Annotated in this window: 23 protein-coding genes and 2 pseudogenes; 10 read left to right on the plus strand and 15 right to left on the minus strand. The window is 71.9% G+C overall.

All coding sequences use genetic code 11. From position 1 onward, the window contains the following. Positions 1-4: 4 nt before the first annotated feature. From ABT057_RS05710 to ABT057_RS05735, 6 genes are all read left to right on the plus strand, one after another. Entirely contained in the window at positions 5-517 is a 513-nt protein-coding gene (locus ABT057_RS05710; RefSeq protein ID WP_352341183.1) for an Lrp/AsnC family transcriptional regulator, read from the plus strand. Positions 518-604: 87 nt separating this feature from the next. Further along, positions 605-1,417, plus strand: coding sequence for a dimethylargininase (ddaH, locus tag ABT057_RS05715; protein WP_352341228.1), 813 nt, complete (start codon positions 605-607; stop codon positions 1,415-1,417). Then, positions 1,414-2,688 (plus strand): ornithine--oxo-acid transaminase, encoded by a 1,275-nt coding sequence (rocD, locus tag ABT057_RS05720; RefSeq protein WP_352341184.1) that lies wholly within the window; start codon positions 1,414-1,416, stop codon positions 2,686-2,688. Before ddaH ends, rocD begins: the two co-directional genes overlap by 4 nt. A 111-nt stretch (positions 2,689-2,799) precedes the next feature. Beyond that, complete coding sequence (locus ABT057_RS05725) at positions 2,800-5,217, plus strand: SpoIIE family protein phosphatase (RefSeq protein WP_352341185.1); 2,418 nt, start codon at positions 2,800-2,802, stop codon at positions 5,215-5,217. Positions 5,218-5,376: 159 nt separating this feature from the next. Beyond that, positions 5,377-6,621 carry a PP2C family protein-serine/threonine phosphatase gene (locus ABT057_RS05730; protein WP_352341186.1) on the plus strand — a complete coding sequence of 415 codons (1,245 nt, stop codon included), beginning with the start codon at positions 5,377-5,379 and terminating at the stop codon, positions 6,619-6,621. 127 nt (positions 6,622-6,748) lie between these two features. Next, positions 6,749-7,465, plus strand: a complete 717-nt coding sequence (locus ABT057_RS05735; RefSeq protein ID WP_352341187.1) for a lysophospholipid acyltransferase family protein — start codon at positions 6,749-6,751, stop codon at positions 7,463-7,465. A 37-nt stretch (positions 7,466-7,502) separates the two neighbouring features. Here the strand turns inward: ABT057_RS05735 and ABT057_RS05740 are convergent, their stop codons facing one another. The 8 genes from ABT057_RS05740 to ABT057_RS05775 form a co-directional block, all read right to left on the minus strand. Beyond that, complete coding sequence (locus tag ABT057_RS05740) at positions 7,503-9,026, minus strand: alpha/beta hydrolase (protein WP_502973792.1); 1,524 nt, start codon at positions 9,024-9,026, stop codon at positions 7,503-7,505. Between the two features lie 192 nt (positions 9,027-9,218). After that, positions 9,219-9,977 (minus strand): urease accessory protein UreD, encoded by a 759-nt coding sequence (locus ABT057_RS05745; RefSeq protein WP_352341189.1) that lies wholly within the window; start codon positions 9,975-9,977, stop codon positions 9,219-9,221. Between the two features lies 1 nt (position 9,978). Further along, entirely contained in the window at positions 9,979-10,656 is a 678-nt protein-coding gene (ureG, locus tag ABT057_RS05750) for an urease accessory protein UreG (RefSeq protein ID WP_352341190.1), read from the minus strand. A 46-nt stretch (positions 10,657-10,702) separates the two neighbouring features. Continuing rightward, positions 10,703-11,365, minus strand: coding sequence for an urease accessory protein UreF (locus ABT057_RS05755; RefSeq protein WP_352341191.1), 663 nt, complete (start codon positions 11,363-11,365; stop codon positions 10,703-10,705). A gap of 10 nt (positions 11,366-11,375) precedes the next feature. Continuing rightward, positions 11,376-13,097, minus strand: coding sequence for an urease subunit alpha (locus ABT057_RS05760; RefSeq protein ID WP_352341192.1), 1,722 nt, complete (start codon positions 13,095-13,097; stop codon positions 11,376-11,378). Further along, positions 13,090-13,401 (minus strand): urease subunit beta, encoded by a 312-nt coding sequence (locus ABT057_RS05765; protein ID WP_352341193.1) that lies wholly within the window; start codon positions 13,399-13,401, stop codon positions 13,090-13,092. Before ABT057_RS05765 ends, ABT057_RS05760 begins: the two co-directional genes overlap by 8 nt. 14 nt (positions 13,402-13,415) lie before the next feature. After that, positions 13,416-13,718 (minus strand): urease subunit gamma, encoded by a 303-nt coding sequence (locus ABT057_RS05770; protein WP_010355509.1) that lies wholly within the window; start codon positions 13,716-13,718, stop codon positions 13,416-13,418. Positions 13,719-14,032: 314 nt separating this feature from the next. Then, positions 14,033-14,620 (minus strand): TetR/AcrR family transcriptional regulator, encoded by a 588-nt coding sequence (locus ABT057_RS05775; protein WP_352341194.1) that lies wholly within the window; start codon positions 14,618-14,620, stop codon positions 14,033-14,035. Positions 14,621-14,742: 122 nt separating this feature from the next. Here ABT057_RS05775 and ABT057_RS05780 point away from each other — a divergent pair, with 122 nt between their 5' ends. After that, positions 14,743-15,834: a saccharopine dehydrogenase NADP-binding domain-containing protein gene (locus ABT057_RS05780; RefSeq protein WP_352341195.1), complete on the plus strand. Its 1,092-nt coding sequence runs from the start codon at positions 14,743-14,745 to the stop codon at positions 15,832-15,834. Between the two features lie 56 nt (positions 15,835-15,890). Further along, positions 15,891-16,538, plus strand: a complete 648-nt coding sequence (locus ABT057_RS05785) for a class I SAM-dependent methyltransferase (RefSeq protein ID WP_352341196.1) — start codon at positions 15,891-15,893, stop codon at positions 16,536-16,538. A gap of 195 nt (positions 16,539-16,733) precedes the next feature. Here ABT057_RS05785 and ABT057_RS05790 read toward each other — a convergent pair whose 3' ends face one another. Beyond that, entirely contained in the window at positions 16,734-17,036 is a 303-nt protein-coding gene (locus ABT057_RS05790; RefSeq protein WP_352341197.1) for a type II toxin-antitoxin system Phd/YefM family antitoxin, read from the minus strand. A gap of 146 nt (positions 17,037-17,182) precedes the next feature. Here ABT057_RS05790 and ABT057_RS05795 point away from each other — a divergent pair. Next, a pseudogene (locus tag ABT057_RS05795) lies at positions 17,183-17,704 on the plus strand (fumarylacetoacetate hydrolase family protein); the annotation flags it as partial. A gap of 194 nt (positions 17,705-17,898) precedes the next feature. On the opposite strand, the gene ABT057_RS05800 reads toward ABT057_RS05795, so the two are convergent. The 5 genes and pseudogenes from ABT057_RS05800 to ABT057_RS05820 form a co-directional block, all read right to left on the minus strand. After that, positions 17,899-18,993 (minus strand): tartrate dehydrogenase, encoded by a 1,095-nt coding sequence (locus tag ABT057_RS05800; protein WP_352341198.1) that lies wholly within the window; start codon positions 18,991-18,993, stop codon positions 17,899-17,901. A gap of 112 nt (positions 18,994-19,105) precedes the next feature. Beyond that, on the minus strand, positions 19,106-20,005 hold the full coding sequence (locus ABT057_RS05805) for a LysR family transcriptional regulator (protein ID WP_352341199.1): 900 nt from the start codon (positions 20,003-20,005) through the stop codon (positions 19,106-19,108). Between the two features lie 42 nt (positions 20,006-20,047). Then, positions 20,048-20,728, minus strand: a pseudogene (locus ABT057_RS05810) (glycerate kinase); the annotation flags it as partial. 124 nt (positions 20,729-20,852) lie between these two features. Continuing rightward, positions 20,853-22,370 carry a glycoside hydrolase family 43 protein gene (locus ABT057_RS05815; protein WP_352341200.1) on the minus strand — a complete coding sequence of 506 codons (1,518 nt, stop codon included), beginning with the start codon at positions 22,368-22,370 and terminating at the stop codon, positions 20,853-20,855. A gap of 28 nt (positions 22,371-22,398) precedes the next feature. After that, positions 22,399-23,715, minus strand: a complete 1,317-nt coding sequence (locus ABT057_RS05820) for a cellulose-binding protein (protein WP_352341201.1) — start codon at positions 23,713-23,715, stop codon at positions 22,399-22,401. 48 nt (positions 23,716-23,763) lie between these two features. Between ABT057_RS05820 and ABT057_RS05825 the strand changes: the two genes are divergently transcribed. Continuing rightward, complete coding sequence (locus tag ABT057_RS05825) at positions 23,764-24,297, plus strand: ABC transporter permease subunit (protein ID WP_352341202.1); 534 nt, start codon at positions 23,764-23,766, stop codon at positions 24,295-24,297. Positions 24,298-24,304: 7 nt separating this feature from the next. Here the strand turns inward: ABT057_RS05825 and ABT057_RS05830 are convergent, their stop codons facing one another. Then, complete coding sequence (locus ABT057_RS05830; RefSeq protein ID WP_352341203.1) at positions 24,305-25,189, minus strand: SMP-30/gluconolactonase/LRE family protein; 885 nt, start codon at positions 25,187-25,189, stop codon at positions 24,305-24,307. Between the last annotated feature and the right edge of the window lie 8 nt (positions 25,190-25,197).

The raw sequence follows: 25,197 nt of genomic DNA on the forward strand, positions 1-25,197 counted from the left end.
CCGCATGAACAGCGGCACTGCCCCTTTCGACGAGCTGGACCGGAAGATCGTGACCGCGCTGATGGCGAACGCCCGGACGAGCTTCGCGGAGATCGGGTCGGCGGTCGGTCTGTCGGCGACGGCGGTCAAGCGCCGGGTGGACCGGCTGCGGGACACCGGGGTGATCACGGGGTTCACGGCGACGGTGCAACCGTCGGCGCTGGGCTGGCGCACGGAGGCGTACGTGGAGGTGTACTGCGAGGGTGCCGCCCCGCCCCGGCGGCTGGCGGAGGTGGTGCGCAACCATCCGGAGATCACGGCGGCGATGACCGTGACGGGCGGTGCGGACGCGCTGCTGCATGTGCGGGCGCGGGACGTGGAGCACTTCGAGGAGGTGCTCGAGCGGATCCGGGCCGAGCCGTTCATCCGCAAGACGATCAGTGTGATGGTGCTGTCGCATCTGCTGCCGGAGAGTCCGGAGGCGGGGGCGACCCATGCGGCACCCGATGACGCAGCGAACGTGCGTCGGGAAGGCTGACTGCGCAGCAACCGTGCGTGAACACGCAGCGTTCTTTCCTTGTCGCGCTCCGCTGTCGCTTCTTACCTTGGAGGCATGCCCGAGAGTATGACCACCGGCCGTGCCCCGCGCGCCCGGCGCTTCCTCGTCTGTGAACCCAGACACTTCGACGTGCGGTACGCGATCAACCCGTGGATGCATCCCGACACCCGGGTGGACGTCGATCTTGCTCGCGATCAGTGGCGGTCACTGATCCTGGCCTATCGCGCCCACGGCCACGAGGTGGACACCGTCGACCCGGTGCCCGGCCTCCCGGACATGGTCTTCGCCGCGAACTCGGCGGTCGTCGTCGGCGGCCGCGTCTTCGGCTCCCTCTTCCACGCGCCCGAGCGGCGCCCCGAGTCCGACCACTACGACACCTGGTTCAAGGCGGCGGGCTACGACGTCCACCGGCCCGAGTCGGTGTGCGAGGGCGAGGGCGACCTCGTCTGGACGGGGCGGTACGTGCTGGCCGGCACCGGCTTCCGCACCACCCGTGAGGCGCACCGCGAGGTGCAGGAGTTCTTCGGCCATCCGGTGGTCAGCCTGACGCTGGTGGACCCGTACTTCTACCACCTGGACACCGCGCTGTTCGTCCTCGACGACGACAACGTCTGCTACTACCCGGAGGCGTTCTCGCCCGGCAGCCGCGAGGTGCTCGCCCGGCTGTACCCGGACGCCGTGCTGGCCACCCGTGACGACGCGATGGCGTTCGGTCTGAACTCCGTCTCCGACGGCCGGCATGTCTTCATCGCGCCGCAGGCCGAGGTGCTCACCGCCCGGCTCGGCGAGCACGGCTACCTCCCCGTCCCCGTCGACCTGTCCGAGCTGCACAAGGCCGGCGGTGGCATCAAGTGCTGCACTCAGGAGATCCGCTCATGACCGCACCCGTCGTCCCCGCGCGTACGTCCGCCGAAGGTGCCCCGCGTTCCTCAGCGGACTCCCCGCGTTCCTCGCAGGAGCTGATCCGCGCCGAGGAGCCGGTCCTCGCGCACAATTACCACCCGCTGCCCGTGGTCGTCGCGCGCGCCGAGGGGACCTGGGTGGAGGACGTCGAGGGCCACCGCTATCTGGACATGCTGGCCGGGTACTCGGCTCTCAACTTCGGCCACCGCCACCCCGCGCTGGTCGAGGCGGCCCACCGCCAGCTCGACCGGCTGACCCTGACCTCGCGCGCCTTCCACAACGACCGTCTCGCCGGGTTCGCCGAGCGGCTCGCGGCGCTGACGGGCCTGGACATGGTGCTGCCGATGAACACCGGCGCGGAGGCGGTGGAGAGCGGCATCAAGGTGGCCCGCAAGTGGGCCTACGAGGTGAAGGGAGTCCCGGCCGACCGGGCGACGATCGTGGTGGCGGCGGACAACTTCCACGGCCGTACGACGACGATCGTGAGCTTCTCCACGGACGAGACGGCCCGGACGGGCTTCGGCCCCTTCACGCCGGGCTTCCGGATCGTGCCGTACAACGACCTGGCGGCCCTGGAGGCGGCGGTCGACGAGACCACGGCCGCGGTGCTGATCGAGCCGATCCAGGGCGAGGCGGGGGTCGTCATTCCCGACGACGGCTATCTGACCGGGGTACGGGAACTGACCCGGCGGACGAACACCCTGTTCGTCGCCGACGAGATCCAGTCCGGCCTCGGCCGCACCGGCCGGACCCTGGCCGTGGACCACGAGTCGGTCGTCCCCGACGTGCTGCTGCTGGGCAAGGCGCTGGGCGGCGGGATCGTGCCGGTGTCGGCGGTGGTGGCGCGGCGCGAGGTGCTGTCCGTGCTGCGGCCGGGCGAGCACGGCTCGACCTTCGGCGGGAACCCGCTCGCCGCGGCGGTCGGCACGGCGGTGGTGGAGCTGCTGGAGACGGGCGAGTTCCAGCGGCGGGCGGCCGAACTGGGGAGCGTCCTGCGGGACGGGCTGACCGGGCTGGTCGGCAAGGGTGTCGTCGGTTTCCGGGCGCGCGGCCTGTGGGCGGGCGTCGACGTCGACCCGGCGCTCGGCACCGGCCGCGAGGTGAGCAAGCGCCTCATGCGGGAGGGCGTCCTCGTCAAGGACACCCACGGCTCGACCATCCGGCTCGCCCCGCCGCTGACCGTCACGGCGGAGGAACTGCGTTGGGCGCTGGAGGCCTTGGCGAGTGTGCTGACGCGGGGGGCCTGAGCCGAGCGGGCTCCCCGGTGGCCGGCCGGGTGGCTCGGTCACTGTTGTGCAGGCAGGGTGAAGACTGGGTCAGGAGGTGGTAGACCACTCTCAGCGACAGAGAGGTCGGCCGTGGGCAAACACGACGAGGACGACAGTGCCCGCCGGCGGTTCGACGTGGCGGACGCGGCACCCCTGCTGCTCGACGGGCGGGGCGTGGTCACGAGCTGGACCAGGGACGCCGAACGGCTGCTGGGGTACCCGGCGGCCGAGGCGGTGGGCAAGGACCTGGCCGGTCTGCTGGCCCACGGGGACGCGGGCCGGGTGCCGGACATCCTGGAGCGGAGCCGCCGGGACGGCGGCTGGGCGGGGCTGCTGTCGGCCCGGCGGCGGGACGGCCGGCCGGTTGCGGTGATGGCCCGGTTCACCTCCGCCGACGAGCCCGGCGGCCCGGCCCGCTGGCTGGTGCTGCTGAACGAGATGGGGGACGCCCCCGGCTGGACCATGAGCCGCTCGGTACTGGAGCAGATGGTGGCCGGCTCCCCCATCGGCATCGCGATCGTGGACACCGATCTGCGGTACGTGTGGTCGAACGACGCGCTGACCAGGTTCGGCGGCGGCCGGCCCGAACAGCGGCTGGGGCTGCGGCTGGCGGACGTCCAGCCGGGGCTGGACTCGGTGGCCGTCGAGGAGCAGATGCGGCGGGTGCTGGAGACCGGGGAGCCCGTCGTCGGCTACGAGCATCTGGGGCAGGTACGGGCCGCGCCGCACCGGGAGACGGCGCACATGCTGTCGTTCACCCGGCTCGACGACGACCACGGGAACGCGATGGGCGTGTACTACACGGTCGTCGACATCACCGACCGGCATCGCGCTCGGCAGCGGCTCGCCCTCCTCGACCGGGCGGGGCGGCGCATCGGCCGCAGCCTGGACATCGCCCGGACCGCGCGGGAGCTGGCCGACGTGTCCGTCCCCGGCTTCGCCGACGCGGTCACCGTGGACCTCCTGGAACCGGTCCTGCGGGGTGCGGAACCCGTGACGGCCCAGGACCCGCACGGCTCGCTACGACTGCGCAGGGCGGGCCTGCGAACGGCCCGGCACACGAACGCACCGGACTCCCGCGACCCCGCCCCCACGGTCCTCCACCCCGCCGACTCGCCACCCGTCCGCTGCCTGATCAGCGGCCGCCCCTGGTCCGCCGAGCGGCTCGATCCGGACGCGGAGGAGTGGCTGCCGACCGTGGCCGGGGAGTCCGGGCCGGTCAGCACGCTGATCGTGCCGGTGCGGGCGCGGGGGGCCACGCTCGGTGTCACCACCTTCCTGCGGTACCGGCGGCGCGAGCCCTTCGACGCCGACGACCTGACGCTGGCCGAGGACCTGGTCTCGCGGGCGGCCGTCTGCGTGGACAACGCCCGCCGCTACACGCGTGAGCGGGAGGCGGCCCTGGTGCTCCAGCGCAACCTGCTCCCCCGCCGGCTGCCCGAGCAGGACGCGGTCGAGGCGGCCGCCTGCTACCGGCCGGCCGACGAGCTGACGGGCCTGGGCGGCGACTGGTACGACCTCATCCCGCTGTCGGCGGCGCGGGTGGCGCTGGTGGTGGGCGAGGTGCCGGGGCACGGCATCGACGCCGCCGCGGCGATGGGCCGGGTGCGGACCGCCGTGCACACCCTCGCCGCCCTGGACCTGCCGCCGGACGAGGTCCTCGCGCATCTCGACGACCTGGTGGGCCGCATGGCCCGCGAGGAGGGGCCGGAGACGGGCAGCCGGGCGCGGGGCGCCGGGTGTGTGTACGTCGTCTACGACCCCGTCGACGGCCGGTGCGCGATGGCCGCCGCCGGACATCCCGCCCCGGCCGTGGTGCTGCCCGACGGCCGCGTCACGTTCGTCGATCTGCCGCAGGGGTCGCCGCTCGGCGCGGGCGGACCGGCGTTCGAGTCGGTGGAGGTGACGCTGCCGGAGGGCAGCACGCTGGCGCTGCACACCGACGGACTGCTGGCGCAGGGCGACGAGTGGGCGCCGGACACCGACCGGACCCGGCTGCGGCAGGCCCTGGAGCGGGAGGCGCCCGGTCTGGACGTGCGCTGCCGGGCCGTGATCGACGCGCTCGTCCCGGCCCGTCCGCACGACGACGCGGCCCTGCTGATGGCCCGCACCCACCGGCTCTCCCCGGACCGGGTCGCCGAGTGGGAGCTCGCCGCCGACCCGGCCGCGGTCGCCGAGGCCCGCAAGACGGCGAGCCGCCGACTGGCCGAGTGGGGGCTCGCGGAGCTGTCGTTCACGACCGAGCTGGTGGTCAGCGAACTGGTCACGAACGCCATCCGGTACGCGACCGGTCCGATCCGGCTCCGGCTGATCCGTGAGCGCACCCTGGTCTGCGAGGTCTTCGACGGCGGCGCCACCGCACCCCATCCGCGCCATCCGCGCACCACCGACGAGGGCGGCCGCGGCCTGCTGCTGGTCTCGCAGGTCACCCAGCGCTGGGGTACCCGTTTCCTGCCCGAGGGAAAGATCATCTGGGCCGAGCAGCCGCTCCCGGCCCCCGGCGCGTGACACAGGACGCCCTGGGCCGGTGACACCCGGCGTCCGGGGGGCGCGGCACCCGGCCTCCGGGGCGCGCGGCACCCGGCCTCCGGGGTGCGGGACACCCGGCCCCCCATTCTTCGTATTGCGTGAGAAAATGACGCAATACCGGCGGATGGGGCGCGAGTCATGGACGACACGGCGATCGACTACGCGGCGGTGTTCCAGGCCTTGCCGGGCATGGTGGCGCTGCTGACCCCCGAGCTGGTGTACGCGGACGCCAACGAGGAGTTCCTGCGGGTGGCGCACCGCAAACGGGAGCAGATGGTCGGCCGGCATCTCTTCGATGTCTTCCCGGACAACCCCAACGACCCGGCGGCCACCGGTGCCCGCAACCTCGAGGCCTCGCTGCGCCGGGTCCTCGCCACCGGCGAGCGGGACGCGATGGCCCTGCAGCGCTACGACGTCGAGGATCCCGAGCGGCCCGGGGAGTGGGACGAGCGGTACTGGAGCCCGGTCAACGCGCCGGTGATCGGGCCCGACGGCTCGGTGGTGCTCCTGGTGCACCGGGTCGAGGAGGTCACCGAGCTGATCCGGGCCCGCGGCGGGCGCGGCGACACCGGCCGCCCGGGCAGCCGGACCCGGGTGCTGGAGGCCGAGCTGTACACACGCGCCCGCGAACTGCAGGAGGTCAACGAGCGGCTGCGGCTCGCGCACGCCCGTGAGCGGGAGGTGGCGCTCGCCCTGCAGAAGGCGATGCTGCCCGCCCGCCGTCAGGTGGGCCACCACCACGCGGCCGTCCGCTACCGCCCGGCGGTCGGCTCGCTGAACGTCTGCGGGGACTGGTACGACCTGGTCGACCTGGTCGGCGGCAACCGCATCGGCGTGTCGGTCGGCGACGTCGTCGGGCACGGACTGGAGGCGGCCGGGGTGATGGGCCAGTTGCGCAGCGCGCTCAGCGCCGCCTCCCGGGTCGCCGAGGGCCCCGCGGAGGCCCTGAACGTCCTGGGGCGGTACGCGGGCGTCGTCGACGGCGCCGAATCGGCCACGGCGGTCACCACGTTCATCGACTTCGACCACCACACCATCACCTACAGCAGCGCCGGCCATCCGCCGCCCGTGCTGGTCCACGCCGACGGCCGCGTCGAATTCCTCGACCGGGCCACCGATCCCCCGCTCGACGCCCGCCCTTCACCGGTCCTGCGGCCGCAGGAGTGCACCCGCTACGACCACGGCGCCACCCTCGCGCTCTACACCGACGGTCTGGTGGAGCGGCGGCACGAGGACATCGACCGGGGCCTCGGCCGCCTCGCCGGGGCCCTCACCCGGCACCGGCACGCCGATCCGGAGGCCCTCGCCGACGCCGTCCTGCTCGAACTGCTGCCTCCGGGTGGCGCGACCGACGACACGGCCCTGGTGGTCGTACGGCTGTGAAGACGTCCGAGGCGGGGCCGCAGCAGGACTTGCCGCCCGGCCGCCCAGGGCAGGAACCTGGTGGCGCGGCCGCAGGCCGCAGGCCGCCGGTCACCGGCCGCCGACCGCCGGAGTGAGGAGCGACCCGTTGTTCTACTACGTGCTCAAGTACGTCCTGCTGGGCCCCTTGCTGAGACTGGCCTTCCGGCCCCGCATCGAAGGCCTGGAGCACGTACCGGAGACGGGGCCTGCCATCATCGCGGGCAACCATCTGTCGTTCGCGGACCACTTCCTGATGCCCGCGGTCCTCAAGCGCCGCATCACGTTCCTGGCCAAGGCCGAGTACTTCACCGGCCCGGGCATCAAGGGCCGGCTGACCGCGGGCTTCTTCCGCAGCGCCGGGCAGATCCCGGTCGACCGCTCCGGCAAGGAGGCGGGCCAGGCCGCGATCCGCGAGGGACTCGGCGTCCTGAGCAAGGACGAACTGCTCGGCATCTACCCGGAGGGCACCCGCTCGCACGACGGACGGCTCTACAAGGGCAAGGTCGGCGTCGCGGTGATGGCGCTCAGGGCCGGGGTGCCGGTGGTCCCCTGCGCGATGATCGGCACCTTCGAGGCACAGCCGCCCGGCCAGGTCCTGCCCACCCTCCACCCGGTGGTCATCCGCTTCGGCAAGCCCCTCGACTTCTCCCGCTACGCCGGCATGGAGAACGAGAAGGCGATCCTGCGCGCGGTCACCGACGAGATCATGTACGCGATCCTGAAGCTGTCCGAGCAGGAGTACGTCGACGAGTACGCGGCGGTGGTGAAGGCCGCCGAGGCCACCGAGCAGAAGCGCAAACTCCCCCGGATGCCCTTGAGTTGACGGGACATCCGAGGGAGTCGCGGTTACCGAACCGGGGTTACGGCTTCGGCGTGGCGTGCGGCGTGCAGGTCACGTCCTTGCCGTCCAGCTTTCCGGTGAGGAGGTAGGCGTCCACCCGGGGGTTGATGCAGGAGTTGACGAGGTTCGTCACACCGTGGGAGCCGGCCCCCTTCTCGGTGATCAGACGGGAGCCCTTGAACCGCTTGTGCAGCTCGACGGCGCCGTCGTACGGGGTGGCCGCGTCGTTCGTGGACTGCACGATCAGCACACCCGGCAGACCCTTGTGGGTCTTGACGTTCACCGGCGTCTGCTGCTTGACCGGCCAGAAGGCGCACGGCAGGTTCAGCCACGCGTTGGCCCAGGTCATGAACGGGTAGTCCTTGTTGAGCCGCGTGTTGTCGCGGTTCCACTTGCTCCAGCTGGTCGGCCACTTGGCGTCGGTGCACTCGACGGCCGTGTAGACCGCGTTGCCGTTCTCCGCAGTGATGTTGCCGGCCGTGTCGGTGAGGTCCGGGGCGGCCGCGTCGACGAGCGCCTGGGTGTCACCGGCGAAGTACTTGCTGAAGACCGTGGCGACCGGGATCCACGACGAGTCGTAGTACGGGGCGCTCTGGAAGAAGCCGATCAGCTCGGCCGGGCCGACGAGACCGCCGATGGGGTTCTTCTTGGCGGTGGCGCGCAGCTCCAGCCACTTCGCCTGCACGGCGGAGCGGGTGGTGCCGAGGTGGAAGGTGGCGTCGTTGGCGGCGACCCAGTCCTCCCAGTCCTTCCAGCGGCCCTCGAAGGCGACGTCCTGGTCGAGGTTGGCCTCGTACCAGATCTTCTCGCGGGACGGGTTGACGACACTGTCGACGATCATCCGGCGGACGTGGCCCGGGAAGAGGGTGCCGTAGACGGCGCCGATGTAGGTGCCGTAGGAGACGCCCAGGTAGTTGAGCTTCTTCTCACCGAGGGCGGCGCGGATGACGTCCAGGTCGCGCACGGTGTTCGGGGTGGTCATGTACGGCAGCATCTCGCCGCTGCGCTCGTAGCAGCCGTCGGCGTACTCGCTCGCGAGCTTGATCTGTGCGAGCTTGTCGGCCTCGCTGTCCGGGACCGGGTCGGCCTTCGGCGCCTTGACGAACTCCTGCGGGTCGATGCAGGAGATGGGCGCGGAGTGGCCGACCCCACGCGGGTCGAAGCCCACGAAGTCGTAGGCCTTGGAGACGTTGGTCCACAGCGGGTTCTTGTTGGTGACGCGGAGCGGGAAACGCAGCCCGGAGCCGCCGGGGCCGCCCGGGTTGTAGACGAGCGCGCCCTGGCGCTCCTTCTCGGTGCCGGTGCTGCCGATGTGGTCGACGGCCAGCTTGATCTGCTTGCCGTTGGGCTTGGCGTAGTCGAGCGGCACGCTGACCCAGCCGCACTGGACCGGCTTCACCAGTCCCCAGTCCGCCGGACAGTCCTGCCAGTCGATACCGGCCTTGGCGGCGCGTGCCGCGGCGACCGCGGCACCCCGCTGCTCCCTGTCCTGCCCCGAACTGCCGCTGGTCGCGCTCGCCGGCGCCGCGAAGGCACCGGCCATCAAGGTGGCGGCGACGAGCGCGCCGGCCGTGCCGAGCGCCGCGGTCCTGCTGTTCGGTCGTATGTCCGTCAAGTGGGTACTCCCCCTGCCTTGGTCATGGCGGTACCGGGGATCCTCGCGGCTGTGAGGCTCCTGAGAACAGGGTTTGTTGACCTTCTTTGCCAATCCGATAACCGGAGAGCGGGTTACCGCTCACCGGATGCCGAGCGCGGCCATCGCCTCGTCCAGCACCCGCCGCAGCCGCAGCCCGTCCGCCGCGACGGCGGTGACCAGCGCACCTGGCCCGGCGAGCGGCATGAGTGAGGCGTGCTCTCCGAGCACGCGCGTGGCCACCGGATTGTCGCGGAACTCCGGCCTCACCACAAGGACTTGACCGACGGCTCGTAGTCCCGCGAGGACGGCCGGACCGTCCCAGCCGCCGGGCCCGCCGGGCCCACAGGCCAACTCCTGGTCGAGAAGGGCCCGTCCGCCCACCCGGACGGTCAACCGGCTGGTGAGCCGCCCCGGTTCCTCCTTCACCCGCCCGAGGATCTGCTCCTCACGCAGCACGAGCCGGGCGCTCGGGGCGAGGTCGGCCCGGGTGGTGACGTACAGGTCGCTGCCGGTCGCGGAGATCAACGGCTCGGGCGTCCAGTGGAGTTCACCGCCGTCCTCGACGGTGAGCCGTACCTCGTAGCGCGCCTCGTCCTTGCTCTGTCCGGGCAGCGCCAGGGTGGCTGCGGCCGAGCCGACGCGCAACCGGGCGCCGTCCGCCACCTCCGCCTCGACGGCGAACCGGTCCCCGCCCAGGGGGCCGCTCATCGCGCCGACCAGCATGACCCGCGCCTCGGCCCCGCTCCCCCGGGTCCGGCGCAGCGCCAGCGGGCCGTCGCTCTCCAGGACGGGCAGGGAGGTCCCGCCGCGCCCGTCCGCCGTCGCCCTGATCCGGGCGACGGCGTGCACACCGCTCATGTCACGCCGTCCAGGCGCCGAGCTGTGCCCGCACCCAGGCGGCCACATCGGTGACGCCCGCCTCGCTCCGCAACGACTGGAACACGACGGGGAGTTCGGCCCGCTGCGCCTTGGCGTCGGCGGCCATCCGGGCGAGGTCGGACCCGACGTACGGCGCGAGGTCGGTCTTGTTGACGACGAGGAGGTCGGCGGTGGTGACGCCGGGACCGCCCTTCCTCGGGATGTCGTCCCCGCCGGCGACGTCGATGACGAAGATCTGCGCGTCGACGAGTCCCTTGGAGAAGGTGGCGGTGAGGTTGTCCCCGCCGGACTCGACCAGCACGAGATCGAGCGGGCCGACGGCGTCCTCGAGATCCTCCACCGCTTCGAGGTTGGCGGAGATGTCGTCCCGGATCGCGGTGTGCGGGCAGGCCCCGGTCTCCACGGCGGTGATCCGCTCGGGCGGCAGCACGGCCTCCCGCAGCAGGAACTCGGCGTCCTCACGGGTGTAGATGTCGTTGGTGACGACGGCCAGGGAGAGTTCGTCCCGCAGGGCCCGGCAGAGGGCCGCGACGGTGGCGGTCTTCCCGGACCCGACGGGCCCGCCGAGCCCGATCCGCAGGGCCCGCCGGGAGCCGTCGGCACGACGGGCGTCGGCGCCGACCGCGGCGGGACCGTGGTGGGTGTGGTCGAGGTGCATGGGGCGGCTCCTGTTCGGGGGGTGTCGCGTCAAGGTGGTCGGGGCGCTACGAGGCGAACAGGCGTACCGGCCAGGCCGCGTGTCGCTCCGCTCCGATCTCCAGCAGGGGCGCCGACGCGGCCGGCAGCGCCGGTGGGACCGCCGTCCCCGCGGTCACCGCGCGGTCCACGACCAGGTCCAGTTCGGGGGCCAGCCGGGCCAGTGCCGCCGTCGCCTCGAACGGGTCGAGGCTGAGCAGCCGTACCACCGCCGTCGCCGGTCCGCCGACGCTCTCGTAGGCCGCGCAGTGGGCCGCGTCCTCGGGGCCGAGGCCGGCCGCGCGGGCCGTCAGGCCCAGGACCACCGGCTGGTGGGCGCCCTTGGGGAACTCCCGGGCCAGGGCGTCCAGTTCGGTGCTCGGCCAGGTGGAGCGGGCGGCCCGCATCAGCTGCCGGCCCAGCTTGCGGGCGGCCAGCCGCAGTGCCGGGGACGGTGTGCGGGCGTCGGCCGCCGCGTCCAGCTCCACCGGGTCCGCCCCGGCGGCCGCCGCCGCGGCCAGCGCCGCCGCCACCAGGCCGGCCGTGTGCAACCGGCCCCGGCAGAAGGCCTCGAGGCTCGCGGCGCCGGTGATCCGGCCCGCCTTGACCGCCTCCTCCGCCCCGCCGGAGTGGGCGTGCCCTCCGGCGGGGAAGCGGCCGTCGGCGAGGACGAGAAGTGCTGCCCGTGTCATGCCGCTGCCATCAGAACAGGAAGTAGCGCTGGGCCATGGGCAGTTCGGCCGCGGGAGCGGCCTCGACGAGCTCGCCGTCGATGTGCACGGCGAAGCTGTCGGGGTCGACCCGGACACTCGGGCGCGCGTCGTTCTCCCGCATGTCCGCCTTGGTCACCCCGCGCGTGGACTCGATGGCGACGAACTTCTTGCCCAGTTGCAGCCGCTCCGGCAGCCCGTCCTCGATCGCGAGCGGTGCCACGAAGTTGAACGAGTTGGCGGCGGGCGCCCGGCCGATCGCGCCGTACATCGGACGCGGCAGGATCGGCTGCGGGGTCGGGATGGACGCGTTGGCGTCGCCCATCTGGGCGTACGCGATCTGCCCGCCCTTGATGACCAGGTGCGGCTTGACGCCGAAGAACGCCGGCTCCCACAGGACCAGGTCGGCGAGCTTGCCGGTCTCCACGGAGCCGATCTCGCGGGACAGCCCCTGAGCGAGCGCCGGGTTGATCGTGTATTTGGCGACATAGCGACGGACCCGGTGGTTGTCCGCTCGGCCGTCACCCGGCAGGGCGCCGCGCCGCCGCTTCATCACATGGGCCGTCTGCCAGGTCCGCAGGATCACCTCGCCGACCCGGCCCATGGCCTGAGCGTCGGAGGAGATGATCGAGATGGCGCCCAGGTCGTGGAGTATGTCCTCCGCGCCGATGGTGGAGGGGCGGATGCGGGACTCGGCGAAGGCGAGGTCCTCCGGGACGGCCGGGTTGAGGTGGTGGCACACCATCAGCATGTCGAGGTGTTCCTCGGCGGTGTTGACGGTGTACGGGCGGGTCGGGTTGGTCGAGCTGGGCAGTACGTGCGGCTCGGAGACCACGGTCATGATGTCCGGCGCGTGCCCGCCGCCCGCGCCCTCGGTGTGGTAGGCGTGGATGCCGCGGCCGGCGATCGCGGCGAGCGTGTCGCCGACGAACCCGGCCTCGTTGAGGGTGTCCGTGTGGATGGCGACCTGGATGCCGGTCCGGTCCGCGACCGTCAGGGACGCGTCGATGACGGCGGGCGTCGAACCCCAGTCCTCGTGCAGCTTCAGCCCCAGCGCGCCGCCGCGGATCTGGGACAGCATCGCCTCGTGCGAGACGGTGTTGCCCTTGCCGAGGAAGCCGATGTTCAGCGGGTACTGCTCCATCGCCTCCAGCATGCGGGCGAGGTGCCAGGGGCCCGGGGTGACCGTGGTGGCCTTGGAGCCCTCGGCGGGTCCGGTGCCGCCGCCGACCAGGGTGGTGACACCGGCCGACAGCGCCTCGTCGGCGATCTGCGGACAGATGAAGTGGACGTGCGCGTCGACCGCGCCGGCCGTCAGGATCCGTCCGTTGCCCGCGATGACCTCGGTCTCCGGGCCGAGCACCAGGTCGGGGTGGACGCCGTCCATGGTGTCGGGGTTGCCCGCCTTGCCGATGGCGGTGATCCGCCCGTCGCGGATGCCGACGTCGGCCTTGACGATCCCCCAGTGGTCGACGATGACGGCGCCGGTGATGACCGTGTCCGGGGTGCCCTCCGCGCGCGTGGCACGCGCCTGGCCCATGGACTCCCGGATGACCTTGCCGCCGCCGAACACCGCCTCGTCGCCGGCGAGTCCGGGACCGCCGCTGCGGTCCTCCTCGATCTCGATCAGCAGATCGGTGTCGGCGAGGCGGATCCGGTCCCCGGTGGTCGGGCCGAACAGGTCGGCGTAGGCGGCACGCGAGATCTCAGGCATCGAGGGCACCTCCGGTCTCCCCGCGCAGACCTGGCACGATCCGCGCGCCGGCGAGCGGGACGAGTTCCACGTCGACCGGGATGCCGGGCTCGAAGCGCACGGCGGTGCCGGCGGCGACGTTCAGCCGCTTGCCGCGCGCGGCGGCGCGGTCGAACTCCAGGCCGGGGTTGGCCTCGGCGAAGTGGTAGTGGGAGCCGACCTGGACGGGCCGGTCGGCGGCGTTGAGGACGGTGAGCCGGGTGACCTCGCGGCCCTCGTTGTAGACGACGGGGTCCTCGGCGAAGAGGATCTCTCCGGGAATCATGGCGGCCTCCCTCGTCAGACGATCGGGTCGTGGACGGTGACGAGCTTGGTGCCGTCGGGGAAGGTGGCCTCGACCTGGACGTCGTGGATCATCTCGGGGATGCCCTCCATGACGTCGTCACGGGTGAGCAGCTTGCGCCCGGAGGCCATGAGTTCGGCGACCGTGCGGCCGTCGCGCGCGCCCTCGAGGATGTGCGAGGTGATGAGGGCCACCGCCTCGGGGTGGTTGAGCTTCAGACCGCGGGCCCGGCGCTTCTCGGCGACGTCGGCCGCGACATGGATCAGCAGCCTCTCCTGCTCGTGCGGGGTCAGTTGCACGTCCCACCTCACATCCTCGCTCCGGACCGTGCGGGGCCCGGCTGCCGCGGCCACGGGGCAAAATCCCTGGTGGCGTGGATGGGCAGGCTAGTTGGACCGCATTTCAGGCAAGTTAACCGACCTGTGATCCTCCCCGAACCAGCCGCCGGTCCCACGAGCGTCGTCGACAGCTCGGCGACGGGGCCGAAGGGGCGGGTGACGGGGGGTGGGGGACGCATCTCGGGCAGCCCGGTCGCCGGCCGGCCGGCGTCGTCGGGCCTTGGTGCGCCCCGCCGGACTCGTACACGGCGAGGGCGTCGTGGCGGGATGCGGTCTCAGCTGCGGGGCGCGCAGTCCGCGCCGGTGGCCAGCGCGTCCCGGAGGGACTCGGCGACTGTGCGAAGGCAGGCCGCGAAGTCGTCGTGCCCGTCGGCGTCGATGTACCGCTCGAAGGCGTTCTGGAAGACGAGCGTGGCGGTCTGCGCCACCAGCTTCGCCCGGCCGTGGTCCACGTCGCGCTGCTGGAGCGCGAGGCGGATCGCGTCGGCCACCGCGGCGAGTTTGGTGCGTTCGCGCTCTTGGAGTTCCGGGCTGGCGCCGATCACGGCGCGGCGCTCGGCGGCGTGGTCGATGTGCCCGACGAGCTCTGTGCCGACCTGGGCGAGGGCGTCGAGGACCGCGGACAGCGGGGTGCCGCCCCGGTCTGCGGCGAGGACGGCCTCGGCCACGGCGACGGGCAGCCGGTCGGAGCCCGCGAACAGGACTTCGCGCTTGTCGGGGAAGTAGCGGAAGAACGTGCGCCGAGTGATCCCCGCACGTTCGGCGATCTGCGTCACGGTCACGTCGTCGTATCCGTGTTCTCCGAAGAGGTCGAGCGCCGCCCTGGTCAGGCGCTGCTCGGTGCCGGGATCCCATCTCGCCATGGGCCGATCGTAACAAGTGATGTCTCACCGTGTCATCGGTGCTAGCCTGGTGATGTCACAGTGAGACATCACGGATCGGGCTCGCCGTCGAACGCGGCCGATCCCGAGGGGAGGAACGGGTCATGACGCATCCCGGCTCAGGCGCCCGAACGGGCGGGATATGGATTCTCGGGGCCACCGGCCGCATCGGCCGCGCGGCGGCGGCCCGGCTGGCCGCCCGCGGTGCGGATCTCGTCCTGGTCGGCCGGAACGGCGAGAGCCTGCGCAAGGTGGCGGCGGATGCCGGCTGCCCGGAGGCGGGGACGCTCGTGACCGACTCGGTCGAGCAGATGGCGGCGGAGATCACCCGACGACGCCCGGCCGTGGTCGTCAACACCATCGGCGGGTACGCCGGGACCGCGACCCTGCTCGCCCGGGCCTGCATGCCGGGCGGGCACTACGCGGACCTGGCCGCCGACCTGTCCGCCGTTCCGCGCCTGCTCGCGCTGCACCAGGAGGCGGCCGACGCCGGCAGCACGCTGGTCACCGGCGCCGGTTTCGGTGTGCTGGCCACCGAAGCCCTGGTCGTCACACTGTGCGAGGGCCGGCCCACCCCTGAGACGGTCCGGGTCGACGCTCTGGCCTCGGTGGCCACCGAGGCCGGGACGACGGGAACGGCGTTCGCCGCCACCATCGTGGATGTGATCACCAGCGGCGGCCGCCGCTACCGGAACGGCCGCCTGGTCAAGACCCGGCTCGGCGCCGACGTGCGGTCCCACACGCTGCCCGACGGGCAGACGGCGAAATCCGCCGGCGCGCCCTCCGCCGAACTGCTCGCCGCCCAGTCGGCCAGCGGCGCGCCGAATGTCACCGTCACCTCCGGCCTCGCCCCCACCTCTCCGCTCGTGCGGGCGGTGCTGCCGCTGTTCGCCGCACTGCTGTCCGTCCCGCCCATGCGCCGTCTCGCCGTGCGCCAGATGGCCAGGGCCCCGATCAAGGCAGCGCCCCGCCCCCGTACCCACTCATGGGGCCACGCCGTGGTCACCTGGCCCGACGGCGATCAGCGGGAAGCCTGGCTGCGTGCGGACGACGGCATGGACTACACCGCCGACATCATCACCGAGACCGCCGTCCGCCTCGCCGACGGCCGGGCACCGCACGGCGCTTTCACCCCGGCAGCCGCCTTCGGCCCCGGACTCGCCACTGCCACGGGCGGAGCCTTCATCATGAACTGAGGGCGATCGACGACTGCTCGCGGCTCGCCTCGGCGCCGGGAACTACTGTCGCGAGCATGGTCGAACACGATGCCCTCAGCGCCACCCGCGAGGCCTACGACGCTGCCGCCCTCACCTATGCGCAGCTGTTCCGCGACACGCTGCGCGAACACCCCCTGGACCGTGCGATCTTGGCCGCCTTCGCCGAGGTCGTGAGTGCGAGTGGGAACTCCCAGGTCGCGGACCTGGGGTGTGGGCCTGGCCATGTCACCGCCCATCTGGAGGAGTTGGGGCTTTCGGCGTTCGGTGTCGATGCCTCTCCCGCGATGATCGAGCTGGCTCGACAGGCCTGTCCGGGCCTGCGGTTCGACGTGGGCTCGATGGCCGCGTTGAACATCGCCGACGGCACGCTGGGCGGCGTACTCTCGCGCTGGTCCGTCATCCACACCCCGCCGCAGGAACTCCCCGTCATCCTGGCGGAGTTCCATCGAGTGCTGGCACCCGGTGGCCACCTCCTGATCGGCTTCTCGGCAAGCGACGACCCGTCCCACCCGACGCAGGTCTTCGATCACACGGTCGCGCCGGCCTATCGGTGGTGGCCCGATCACCTCGCCGCGATGCTGCGCAGGTCCGGGTTGGCCGAGGTGGCCCGGATGGTTCGCGAGCCCCAGCCCACCGACCGGCGGCAGTTCCGGTCGATTCACCTGCTCGCCCGCAAGGCCTGAGCCGTCACCCTCACACCGAGTCGTGCTCCTCCCGCGGCACAGCCGGGAGCCCGCCGTCGCGGAGGGTCTCCGCCCCACCTGCATCCAGGCACAGGAAGGCGAGCCGTGCCGCCGGGCCAGGAGCCCGCGCCCACCGGCCGGCCCGACGCCCCTTCGGAGGCCGCGCCCCGTACCGGTGTGCGGCCTTCGCCCCGTCTACGACGGGTTCGGACCCCGGTGCTCCGCCGCCATCCCGCCCCGGTGCTCGGCGGCGATGCCGAAACGGTGCCGTTCGCGGGGAGCGGACGCCACTTCGCGGACCGCGGAGACCGAGCTGATCACCGGCTCCTCGGCCGGCCGGTCCAGCTCGTCGAGTCGCTCCAGGTCAGCGGCGGAGACGAGGGCGACGAGGGGCTTGCCGTGCCGCGTCACCACGACGCGCTCACCGCCGTACACCACCCGGTTGATCAGGTCGGCGAGTTCAGCCCTGGCTTGCGTCACCGGAATCTCGTAGGCCATACCCCTAGCTTACGGGGCATCCCTGGAGTCCATCAGTTCCACTGGGCGCAAGGAAAGACCAGGTCAGACGCCTCTCAGCCGCCGCCTCTCATACAGTCCGTGAGAAATGTGTGAGAGGCGGCAGCCGTCTGTCAGCCCTACTCCTCCGCAACCTGACCCCCGAGCAGGCACGCGAGCACATCCTCGGCTACACGATCCTCAACGACTGGTCCGCCCGTGACCTGCAGGGCCGCGAGATGAAGGTGAAACTCGGGCCGGCCAAGGGGAAGGACACCGCCACCACCCTCGGCCCCTGGCTGGTCACCGCCGACGAACTCGAAACTCATCGCACCCCGGAGGGCTTCCTCGACCTCGCCCTGACCGTGCAGGTCAACGGCGAGACCGTCGGCCAGGACCGACTGGCCAACATGGCCTGGACGTTCGAGGAGATGGTGGCGTACGCCTCCCGCGGCACCTGGATCCGCCCCGGTGACATCCTGGGCTCCGGCACCTGTGGCAACGGTGGCTGCCTGGCTGAACTCTGGGGCCGCAACGGCCTCTTGGAACCCCCACCGCTCACCCCTGGCGACATCGTCACCATGACGGTCGACGGCATCGGCACCATCAGCAACACCGTCGTCGAAGGCGTTGCCCCGGTGCCTCTACCCTCCGCCCGCCGCAGGCAATGACCCCGTGCCGGCAGGCATCGGGCCGAAGCGACGGCTCTCCCCCACCCGAAGCCTCCGCCCGCTGAACAACCTGCCTCTGGCAGACCCCGGTGCCCGACACAGCATCCGGCGGAGAGTGGAGCGCGAGCCGGGTCGTGACCAGCCCAGCGGAGATGGCGGGTGCCGAGGCCGGGCTCAAGCCCGTTTTCGGACCGTCAGGCGTCGAGCGCGTCGATCAGAGCCTTGGTCACGTCCTCCGTCGTGGCCGTGCCGCCGACGTCGCGGGTGAGGATGCCCGCGGCGGTCGTGGCCTCGATCGCCTTGTTCAGGCGGGCCGCCTGGTCGGGCAGGCCGAAGTGCTCCAGCATGAGGGCCGCGCTGCCGACCGCGCCGATCGGGTTGGCGAGGCCCTGGCCCGCGATGTCCGGGGCGGAGCCGTGGACGGGCTCGAACATGCTGGGGAAGCGGCGCTCGGGGTTGAGGTTGGCGCTGGCGGCCAGGCCCAGGCTGCCGGCCAGGGCGCTGCCGAGGTCGGAGAGGATGTCGGCGTTGAGGTTGGAGGCGACGACGACCGAGAGGTCCTCGGGGCGCAGGACGAACTTGGCGGACATGGCGTCCACGAGCACGCTCTCGGTCTCGACGTCCGGGTAGTCGGCGGCGACACGCTTGAAGACGTCGTCCCACAGGACCATGCCGTACTGCTGGGCGTTGCTCTTGGTCACGGAGGAGACCTTCTTGTGCGCCCTGGTCCGGGCCAGGTCGAAGGCGAAGCGCATGATGCGTTCGCAGCCCACCTCGGTGAACAGGGCCGACTGGACGGCGACTTCACCGCCGTGCCCGCGGGCGGAGAGGTTGCGGCCGCCGAGGCCCGCGTACTCGCCCTCGCTGTTCTCGCGGACGACGACCCAGTCGAGTTCCGTGTCGTCGGCCTTGCGCAGCGGGCTCTGGACGCCGGGCAGGAAGTGCACCGGACGGATGTTGGCCCACTGGTCGAAGTTCTGGCAGATCTTCAGGCGCAGGCCCCACAGGCTGATGTGGTCGGGGACGGTGGGCCAGCCGACCGCTCCGAAGTAGATCGCGTCGAAGTCCTTGAGCCGCTCCAGGCCGTCGTCGTCGATCATCTTGCCGGTACGCTCGTAGAAGTCACAGCCCCAGGGGAACTCCTCCCAGGTGAAGGCGAAGGGGGCCGCGGAGTTCTTCGAGGTCTCGGCCAGGGCGTCCAGGACGGCTCGCCCGGCGGCGACGACCTCCTCACCCACCCCGTCTGCAGGGATGGCGGCGATGCGGAACGTGCGGGGTGCGGCTGTCATGGGTGCCTCCGGCTCGCTGTCGTGCGGTCGGTCCGAGTCAACACACCGGCGTCGGGACGCGTCCAAGACCGGCTTTCGATACGACGTATAGGCGTGGCCGATCGGTCCCGCGTCAGGCGGGGTGTGCCCGCCGCTCGGCCAGGGACCTGGTGAGAGTGAGGAACGCCCGCGCGGCCGGTGTGAGGTGCGCGGGCAGACTGACCATCGCCACGTGGAGGCGGGCCGTGGGCTCGATGGGGGCGACCACGGCTCCGCAACGGCGGGCCAGCCGGGTCCAGGAGGAGGGCAGGATCGCGACGCCCACCCCGGTGAGGACCAGCGGCAGGATCGACGTGCGGTGGTCCACGACCGTCACGATCTCCGTGCCGGTGCCGCCCGCGGTGACGTCGTCCACGATGCTGCGCATCAGGCTCCCGGTGCGGGAGGCGATGAGCTTCTGGCCGGCGAGATCCTCGGGCCGGATGGTGACGTCGTCCTGGATCGCCCCGCCGGGCGCGGCGACGACCACGAACGGCTGGTCCTCGACGTGCAGGACGTCCAGCCCGGACGGGTGCACGGGTGCGGCGCCGCCCAGCAGGCCCAGTTCGCAGGCGCCGCTGCGGACGAGGGAGACGACCTCGTCGGGGGTGAAGGCGGCCTGGGTGCTCACCGTCACCGAGGGATGCAGCTCGGAGAAACGGTGGATGAGGGTGGTGAGCGGTTCGATGCCGGGCGAGGGCATGGTGGCGATCTCGACGGTGCCGCCGTGCAGCCCGGCGAGGGCGGCCGCGGTGTCCCGTACGGCGGCCAGGTCCCGCAGCACGCGGCGGCTCGGCTCCAGCAGCTCCTGACCGGCTTCGCTCAGTACGACGCCCCGTCCGACCCGGTGGAAGAGCGCCACCCCGAGATCGGCCTCCAGGTTGGCCATCGCCTGGGACAGCGACGGCTGGGCCACGTGCAGGGCGGCGGCGGCCTTGCTGAAACCGCCGTGCTCCACGATGGCGAGGAAGTACTCCAGTTGCCGGGCGTCCACGGCGCCTCCCCGCTGTGTGCTGGTACGACAGGCGGAGCGAGCCTACCTGCCGGTTTCCGTCCTCTCGTGCCCTATCCACCGTTCGGCGAGGGTCCGCCCGCACTGGGCGAGGAGTCGCGCCGACAGGGCGCTGTCGTTCGCGCAGTCCTGGTCCGTCAGGTCCGTCAGGGCCTGGACGGAGCGGAAGTAGGTTGCGGTCCTGTCGGCCGACAGGGTGCAGCGGCCGGCCACCGCGTGCACCGGCGTGCCCTGCCGACGGGCCCGCCGGGCGAGCGCGACCGGCAGCTTGCCCGACAGGGTCTGCTCGTCGAGGCTGCCTTCGCCGGTGACGACGAAGTCGCGCCCGGCCAGCAGATCGTCGGCGCCGAGCAGGGTGAGGAAGTAGTCGGCTCCGGAGCGCACCCTGCCGCCCAGCAGCATCCCGGCATACCCGAGCCCGCCGGCCGCCCCGGCACCGGGGGCGTCGGCAAGACCTGCCGCCTACGCGAGGCCCGCCGCCTCCAGTCGCCGTACGAAGCCGGCGAGCGCGTCGTCCAGTTCCCGCACCGCGCTCGCGTTCGCCCCCTTCTGGGGACCGTAGACGGCGGCCGTGCCCGTCTCCCCGAGCAGCGGGTTGTCCACATCGGTGGCGAGGACGAGATCGACTCCCGCCAGAGCCGCGCGGGCCTCGGCGAGGTCGACCGTGCGGAGAGCGGCCAGCCCCCGGCCGCCCGGGCCGATCGGTGTGCCGTCCTCCCGCCCGACGGTCCGCCGTTCGGCCCGCGGTCATGGCTGGTCGGGGCCCGACGGGCGAACGTCTCGCCTGTCGGGCCCAGCGCGGTGCGACACCGGCCCGGCGCGGGCCGCGTCAGCGATCGACCGGCTCGTACTCGAACCAGTCGAAGTGGACGGAACCGGCGCCGGCGAACATGCCGATCACCCGGCCGGTGAAACCCCCGGCGACCTTCGTCGAGAGGTACTTCCCGTCCAGGGAGGCGAGTTCGACGAAGGTGCCGTCCGGCTCCTCGATGCCGATCTTGACGGTGTCCGGGCCGGAGCGCGCATCGTCCAGCGCGTGTACGGCCGTCACTTCGACGCGGAGCACCAGAGGCCCGGGGGGTGTCGGACAGGACGTGACGACCGTGCTCAACGGGCCGATACGGGCCAGCACTCGAACCTCGCCGGACGACGCCTCGATGTCGTAGTGATGCTGCTCGTCGAGGCGGACGGCCAGGCCGCCGCGGCCGTCCGCGGCGTCGACCAGGGCTCGCACGCGGCACGACACGTGCTGCTGCCGCCGGCCGACGAACGTCACGTCGGTGTCGTCGAGGGACCCGCCGCGCGCCTGGAGAGTGAGCCAGCCGCACCGTTCCTTCGTAGTGCAGACCTCCGGCGGTCGGTGCCGCAGTGAGATCCAGTGCGGGGCCAGTGCGGGCAGGTCGAAGTCCTCCCGGCCCGGCACCGCGGCCTGCAGTTGCAGCGGCCAGTTCGGGGCGGGCATCGAGGTCGCCAGTTCGCCGACGACCGGCCAGCCGTCCACCCAGTCGACCGGCACCAGGTACGTCTCGCGGCCGAGTACGTGCCAGCCCGGGGTGCCACCGCCCGGCCGGACGCCGAGCAGCACCATCCACCACGAGCCGTCCGGTGCCTGCACCAGGTCGGCGTGGCCGGTGTTCTGGATGGGGTGGTCGGTGCCCCGGTGGGTCAGGACCGGGTTGGCCGGGCACGGCTCGAACGGACCCGTGGGCGTGCGGCTGCGGGCGATCGAGACACTGTGGCAGCGTTCGGTGCCGCCCTCGGCGATCAGCAGGTACCAGTAGTCGCCGATCTTGTAGAGGTGCGGTGCTTCCGGCGCCTTGGCACCGGGGGCGCCCGACCGGAGCCGGCGCGACGGACCGAACGTCTCCCCGGTGTGGGGATCGAGGCGGATCTGTCCGACTCCGGCGGTGGTGCACCAGCAGTTGCCGTCCTCGTCCCAGGCGAGGTCCGGGTCGATGCCCTGTACTCCGGGCAGGCGCACGGGATCGGACCACGGTCCGGCCGGATCGGTGGCCGTGAAGAGCAGTTTGCCGTCCCCGCTCACGTTGGTGACGATCAGCCAGAAGCGGCCGTCGTGGTGGCGAAGGGTGGGTGCGTAGATGCCGCCCGAGGACGGGGTGTCGAGCGGCAGGCGCAGCTGACTCGGCCGGTCGAGTGCGTTGCCGATCTGGGCCCAGTTCACAAGGTCCCGGCTGTGGAAGACGGGCACCCCGGGGAAGTACTCGAAGCTGGAGCAGGCCAGGTAGTAGTCCTGGCCCGCCCGGCAGACGGAGGGGTCGGGATGGAAGCCGGGGATCACCGGATTGTTGATGGTGTTGGCCTTCTCGGACTTGCTCGGCACCCTCATCGAATCCTTACGTCGTAGGTGGGTTGGTTCAGCGGCGGAGCTGGACGACCACGATCGAGTAGGCGGGTACCGTCTGGCGGGTCGCGCTGCCCGTCGTCGCGGAGCCGATCGAGGTGGCGTTCTTCAGGTACGAGTACACGGTCGGGGCGGCAGCGGATGGGCTGAACCCGCTGTACGACAGCGTGACCGTGGCGGCGTTGACGGGGTCCTTGTTGATGAGCAGGACGCTGAGGTCGCCGCCTGCCCGCCGAACGGCGTGCGCGGAGATGATCGGGGTCGAGCCGACGGCCCGGACCAGCGTGTCGCCGGGCGCGCCCAGCTTGGTGATCATGCGGGTGCCGTAGTACGGCGGGAAGGGTGTGTTCAGGGGCGGCTCGCAGGAGGCACCGCTGGACAGGATTCCTCCGTCGTCGTAGTCCGTGGCGCCTTCGACCGTGGTCACGTGGGTGCAGTCCGTGCCGTTGTGCAGGTTCCACCAGTCGATGGTGAACGCGCCGTTCTCCATCCAGGTCAGATACTCGTCCGGGGCGAACAGGCCGTTCGGCGAGGTGTCCTTGTAGGCGTTGGCGTTGACCTCCGTCACCGCGATGCCCACGTCGGGGGCGTTGCTCCCGGCGTACTGGTTGATCAGCGAGCGCAGGGGGGCGGCCATGTTCGGGATCTCCGCCTGGGGCTTGCCCAGCAGGTCCGCCTGGCTGCCGCCGATCGGGTAGTGGTGCACGATCACGAAGTCGATCTTCGACCCGGCGATCGACAGGACCGTGTGGTTCCAGTCCGTCGAGTCGCCGGGGCCCGTGATGCCGTCCGGCCAGGCCCCGGGGGTGGTCAGCACCGCGCCGATCTTGATGGACGGGTCGACGGCCTTCATGGCGGTGGCGTACTGGACGAGGTTGGTCGCGTAGGTCGTGGCGGCCTTACAGGCATGGTGGTCGGTTTCCCAGGTGGCGCCGTAGAGGCCGTTGCCGTAGACCTCGTTGCCGATCTCCCAGTACTTCGCGCCGTAGCCCTTGGTCACGTTGGCGTAGCGCACCCAGGCCGCCGCCTCCTCGGGTGTGCCCGAGCCGTAGTTGGCGGTGATGATCGGCTGTGCGCCGACGGCGCGTACCGTGCCCATGAAGGTGTCGAACTCCGTGTTGGGCGCGACGTAGCCGCCCTCGACGGTGTGGGTCTGCCAGTGGTAGCCGTCGGCGTAGCTGCCGCCCGGGTAGCGGACCATGCCGGTACCGGCGTTCTTCAGCAGCCCCGGGACGTCGGGGTGGTTCATGTTGCCGTCGTAGACCGCGACGTTCATGCCGACACCGGTCGCCGGGACGGTCGCCAGCGCACGGTTCGCGTCGACCGACACCGAGGCGCTGACGGCAGCGGGAGCGGCCGCCGCTGACGGTGTGACACCATGTTCGTCAGCGGCGGCCTGATCCGCACCTTCCTGGTGGTCACCGGCCTGGGCGGCTACGGCAGGTACTGGTCCCTCGTCCTGCCCAGCGCGGTGTCGGTCTTCAACATCCTCGTGCTGCGCTCCTTCTACGTCGGCACGTCGGCGGAACTCATCGACGCCGCCCGGATGGACGGAGCCGGCGACTGGCGGACCCTGTGGTCGGTGGTCCTGCCGACCTCCCGCGCCGTCACCGCGGTCATCACGCTCTTCTATGCCGTCGGCTACTGGAACGCCTTCTTCAACGTCATGCTCTACATGCCGACGGAGAGCCAGAAGTGGCCTTTGCAGTACGTGCTGTTGACCTACGTGAACCGCGGCAACGGCCTGCCGGGATCCGTCAACAGCGGCTTCGGCAACGCCCACGCCGAGACTGCTCCGCTGTCGTTGCAGATGGCCGTGGTCGTGCTCACCCTCGTCCCCCTGCTCGTCGTCTACCCGTTCATGCAGAAGCACTTCAGGACCGGTGTGCTCACCGAAGCGATCAAGGGCTGACGGTGTCTCAGCGTCCGCCGCGCCAGGAAGAGGCCGCCGTTCCCCTGACCGGTACGGGGAGGCGGAGCACCGCGCCGGAGGCGGCGGTCGGACTCTTCACCCCGTAGCGGGCCGTGGTGACGTAGAGGCGGTTGTCGCTGGGATGCAGGCACACCGACGTGGGGTGCGGGGCGGGGACGGTCACGGTGTGGAGCAGCCAGCCGTCGTGGTGGTAGCGGCGGATCGCGCCCGCGCCCCACATCGCGACCCATAGGCAGCCCTCGGCGTCGACGGTCATGCCGTCGGGGCTGCCTTCACCAACGTGCAGTTGGACAAAGGTCTCCGGGCCGTCGAGAAGATCGCCGGAGACGGGGTCGACCCGGCAGCGGAGGATGGTGCCGGCGGCCGTGTCGGCGAGGTACAGGAGGGTGCCATCGGCGGTGAACGCGGGTCCGTTGGCGATGGTCAGGCCGTCGAGGACGCGTACGACCGTGCCGTCGGGGTCCGTCCGGTAGAGCGAGCCCGCGCCGTGGGTGGCGTCGTAGGCCATGCTGCCCGCCCAGAAGCGGCCGGCGGGATCGGCGACGCCGTCGTTCATCCGGCTGGGGACCGGCGTGCGGTCCTCGGGGCGGTCCAGCCATTCGAGCGCGCCGTCAGGGGTGAGCAGTGCGATGCCGGTGCCCGCGGCGGCGATCCAGGCGCCCGGCGGGTCGGCCACGGGTGCGACGGCGCCCAACGGTACGTCGAGTCGGGCGAGTTGGCGCGGGGTCGGTTCGGTGTCGTCGCGCAGTTCGAAGAGCCTGCCGCTGAGGATGTCGACGTACACGTACCGGCCGTCGGCCCAGCGGCCGCCTTCGGCGAGTTCATACGCTCCGTCTACGACGACCGCCGTCGGTACTGCCGTGGATGTCATGATCGGTC

The organism is Streptomyces sp. NPDC002588 (genome assembly GCF_040295925.1).
Classification (GTDB): Bacteria; Actinomycetota; Actinomycetes; order Streptomycetales; family Streptomycetaceae; genus Streptomyces.

What these genes read in the sequence shown, in the direction of transcription:
- ABT057_RS05710 (WP_352341183.1), top strand. Translation starts at nt 5, where the DNA reads ATGAACAGCGGCACTGCCCCTTTCGACGAGCTGGACCGGAAGATCGTG.
- ddaH (WP_352341228.1), top strand. Translation starts at nt 605, where the DNA reads ATGACCACCGGCCGTGCCCCGCGCGCCCGGCGCTTCCTCGTCTGTGAA.
- rocD (WP_352341184.1), top strand. Translation starts at nt 1,414, where the DNA reads ATGACCGCACCCGTCGTCCCCGCGCGTACGTCCGCCGAAGGTGCCCCG.
- ABT057_RS05730 (WP_352341186.1), top strand. Translation starts at nt 5,377, where the DNA reads ATGGACGACACGGCGATCGACTACGCGGCGGTGTTCCAGGCCTTGCCG.
- ABT057_RS05740 (WP_502973792.1), bottom strand. Translation starts at nt 9,026, where the DNA reads ATGGCCGGTGCCTTCGCGGCGCCGGCGAGCGCGACCAGCGGCAGTTCG.
- ABT057_RS05745 (WP_352341189.1), bottom strand. Translation starts at nt 9,977, where the DNA reads ATGAGCGGTGTGCACGCCGTCGCCCGGATCAGGGCGACGGCGGACGGG.
- ureG (WP_352341190.1), bottom strand. Translation starts at nt 10,656, where the DNA reads ATGCACCTCGACCACACCCACCACGGTCCCGCCGCGGTCGGCGCCGAC.
- ABT057_RS05755 (WP_352341191.1), bottom strand. Translation starts at nt 11,365, where the DNA reads ATGACACGGGCAGCACTTCTCGTCCTCGCCGACGGCCGCTTCCCCGCC.
- ABT057_RS05760 (WP_352341192.1), bottom strand. Translation starts at nt 13,097, where the DNA reads ATGCCTGAGATCTCGCGTGCCGCCTACGCCGACCTGTTCGGCCCGACC.
- ABT057_RS05765 (WP_352341193.1), bottom strand. Translation starts at nt 13,401, where the DNA reads ATGATTCCCGGAGAGATCCTCTTCGCCGAGGACCCCGTCGTCTACAAC.
- ABT057_RS05775 (WP_352341194.1), bottom strand. Translation starts at nt 14,620, where the DNA reads ATGGCGAGATGGGATCCCGGCACCGAGCAGCGCCTGACCAGGGCGGCG.
- ABT057_RS05780 (WP_352341195.1), top strand. Translation starts at nt 14,743, where the DNA reads ATGACGCATCCCGGCTCAGGCGCCCGAACGGGCGGGATATGGATTCTC.
- ABT057_RS05785 (WP_352341196.1), top strand. Translation starts at nt 15,891, where the DNA reads ATGGTCGAACACGATGCCCTCAGCGCCACCCGCGAGGCCTACGACGCT.
- ABT057_RS05790 (WP_352341197.1), bottom strand. Translation starts at nt 17,036, where the DNA reads ATGGCCTACGAGATTCCGGTGACGCAAGCCAGGGCTGAACTCGCCGAC.
- ABT057_RS05800 (WP_352341198.1), bottom strand. Translation starts at nt 18,993, where the DNA reads ATGACAGCCGCACCCCGCACGTTCCGCATCGCCGCCATCCCTGCAGAC.
- ABT057_RS05815 (WP_352341200.1), bottom strand. Translation starts at nt 22,370, where the DNA reads ATGAGGGTGCCGAGCAAGTCCGAGAAGGCCAACACCATCAACAATCCG.
- ABT057_RS05825 (WP_352341202.1), top strand. Translation starts at nt 23,764, where the DNA reads ATGTTCGTCAGCGGCGGCCTGATCCGCACCTTCCTGGTGGTCACCGGC.
- ABT057_RS05830 (WP_352341203.1), bottom strand. Translation starts at nt 25,189, where the DNA reads ATGACATCCACGGCAGTACCGACGGCGGTCGTCGTAGACGGAGCGTAT.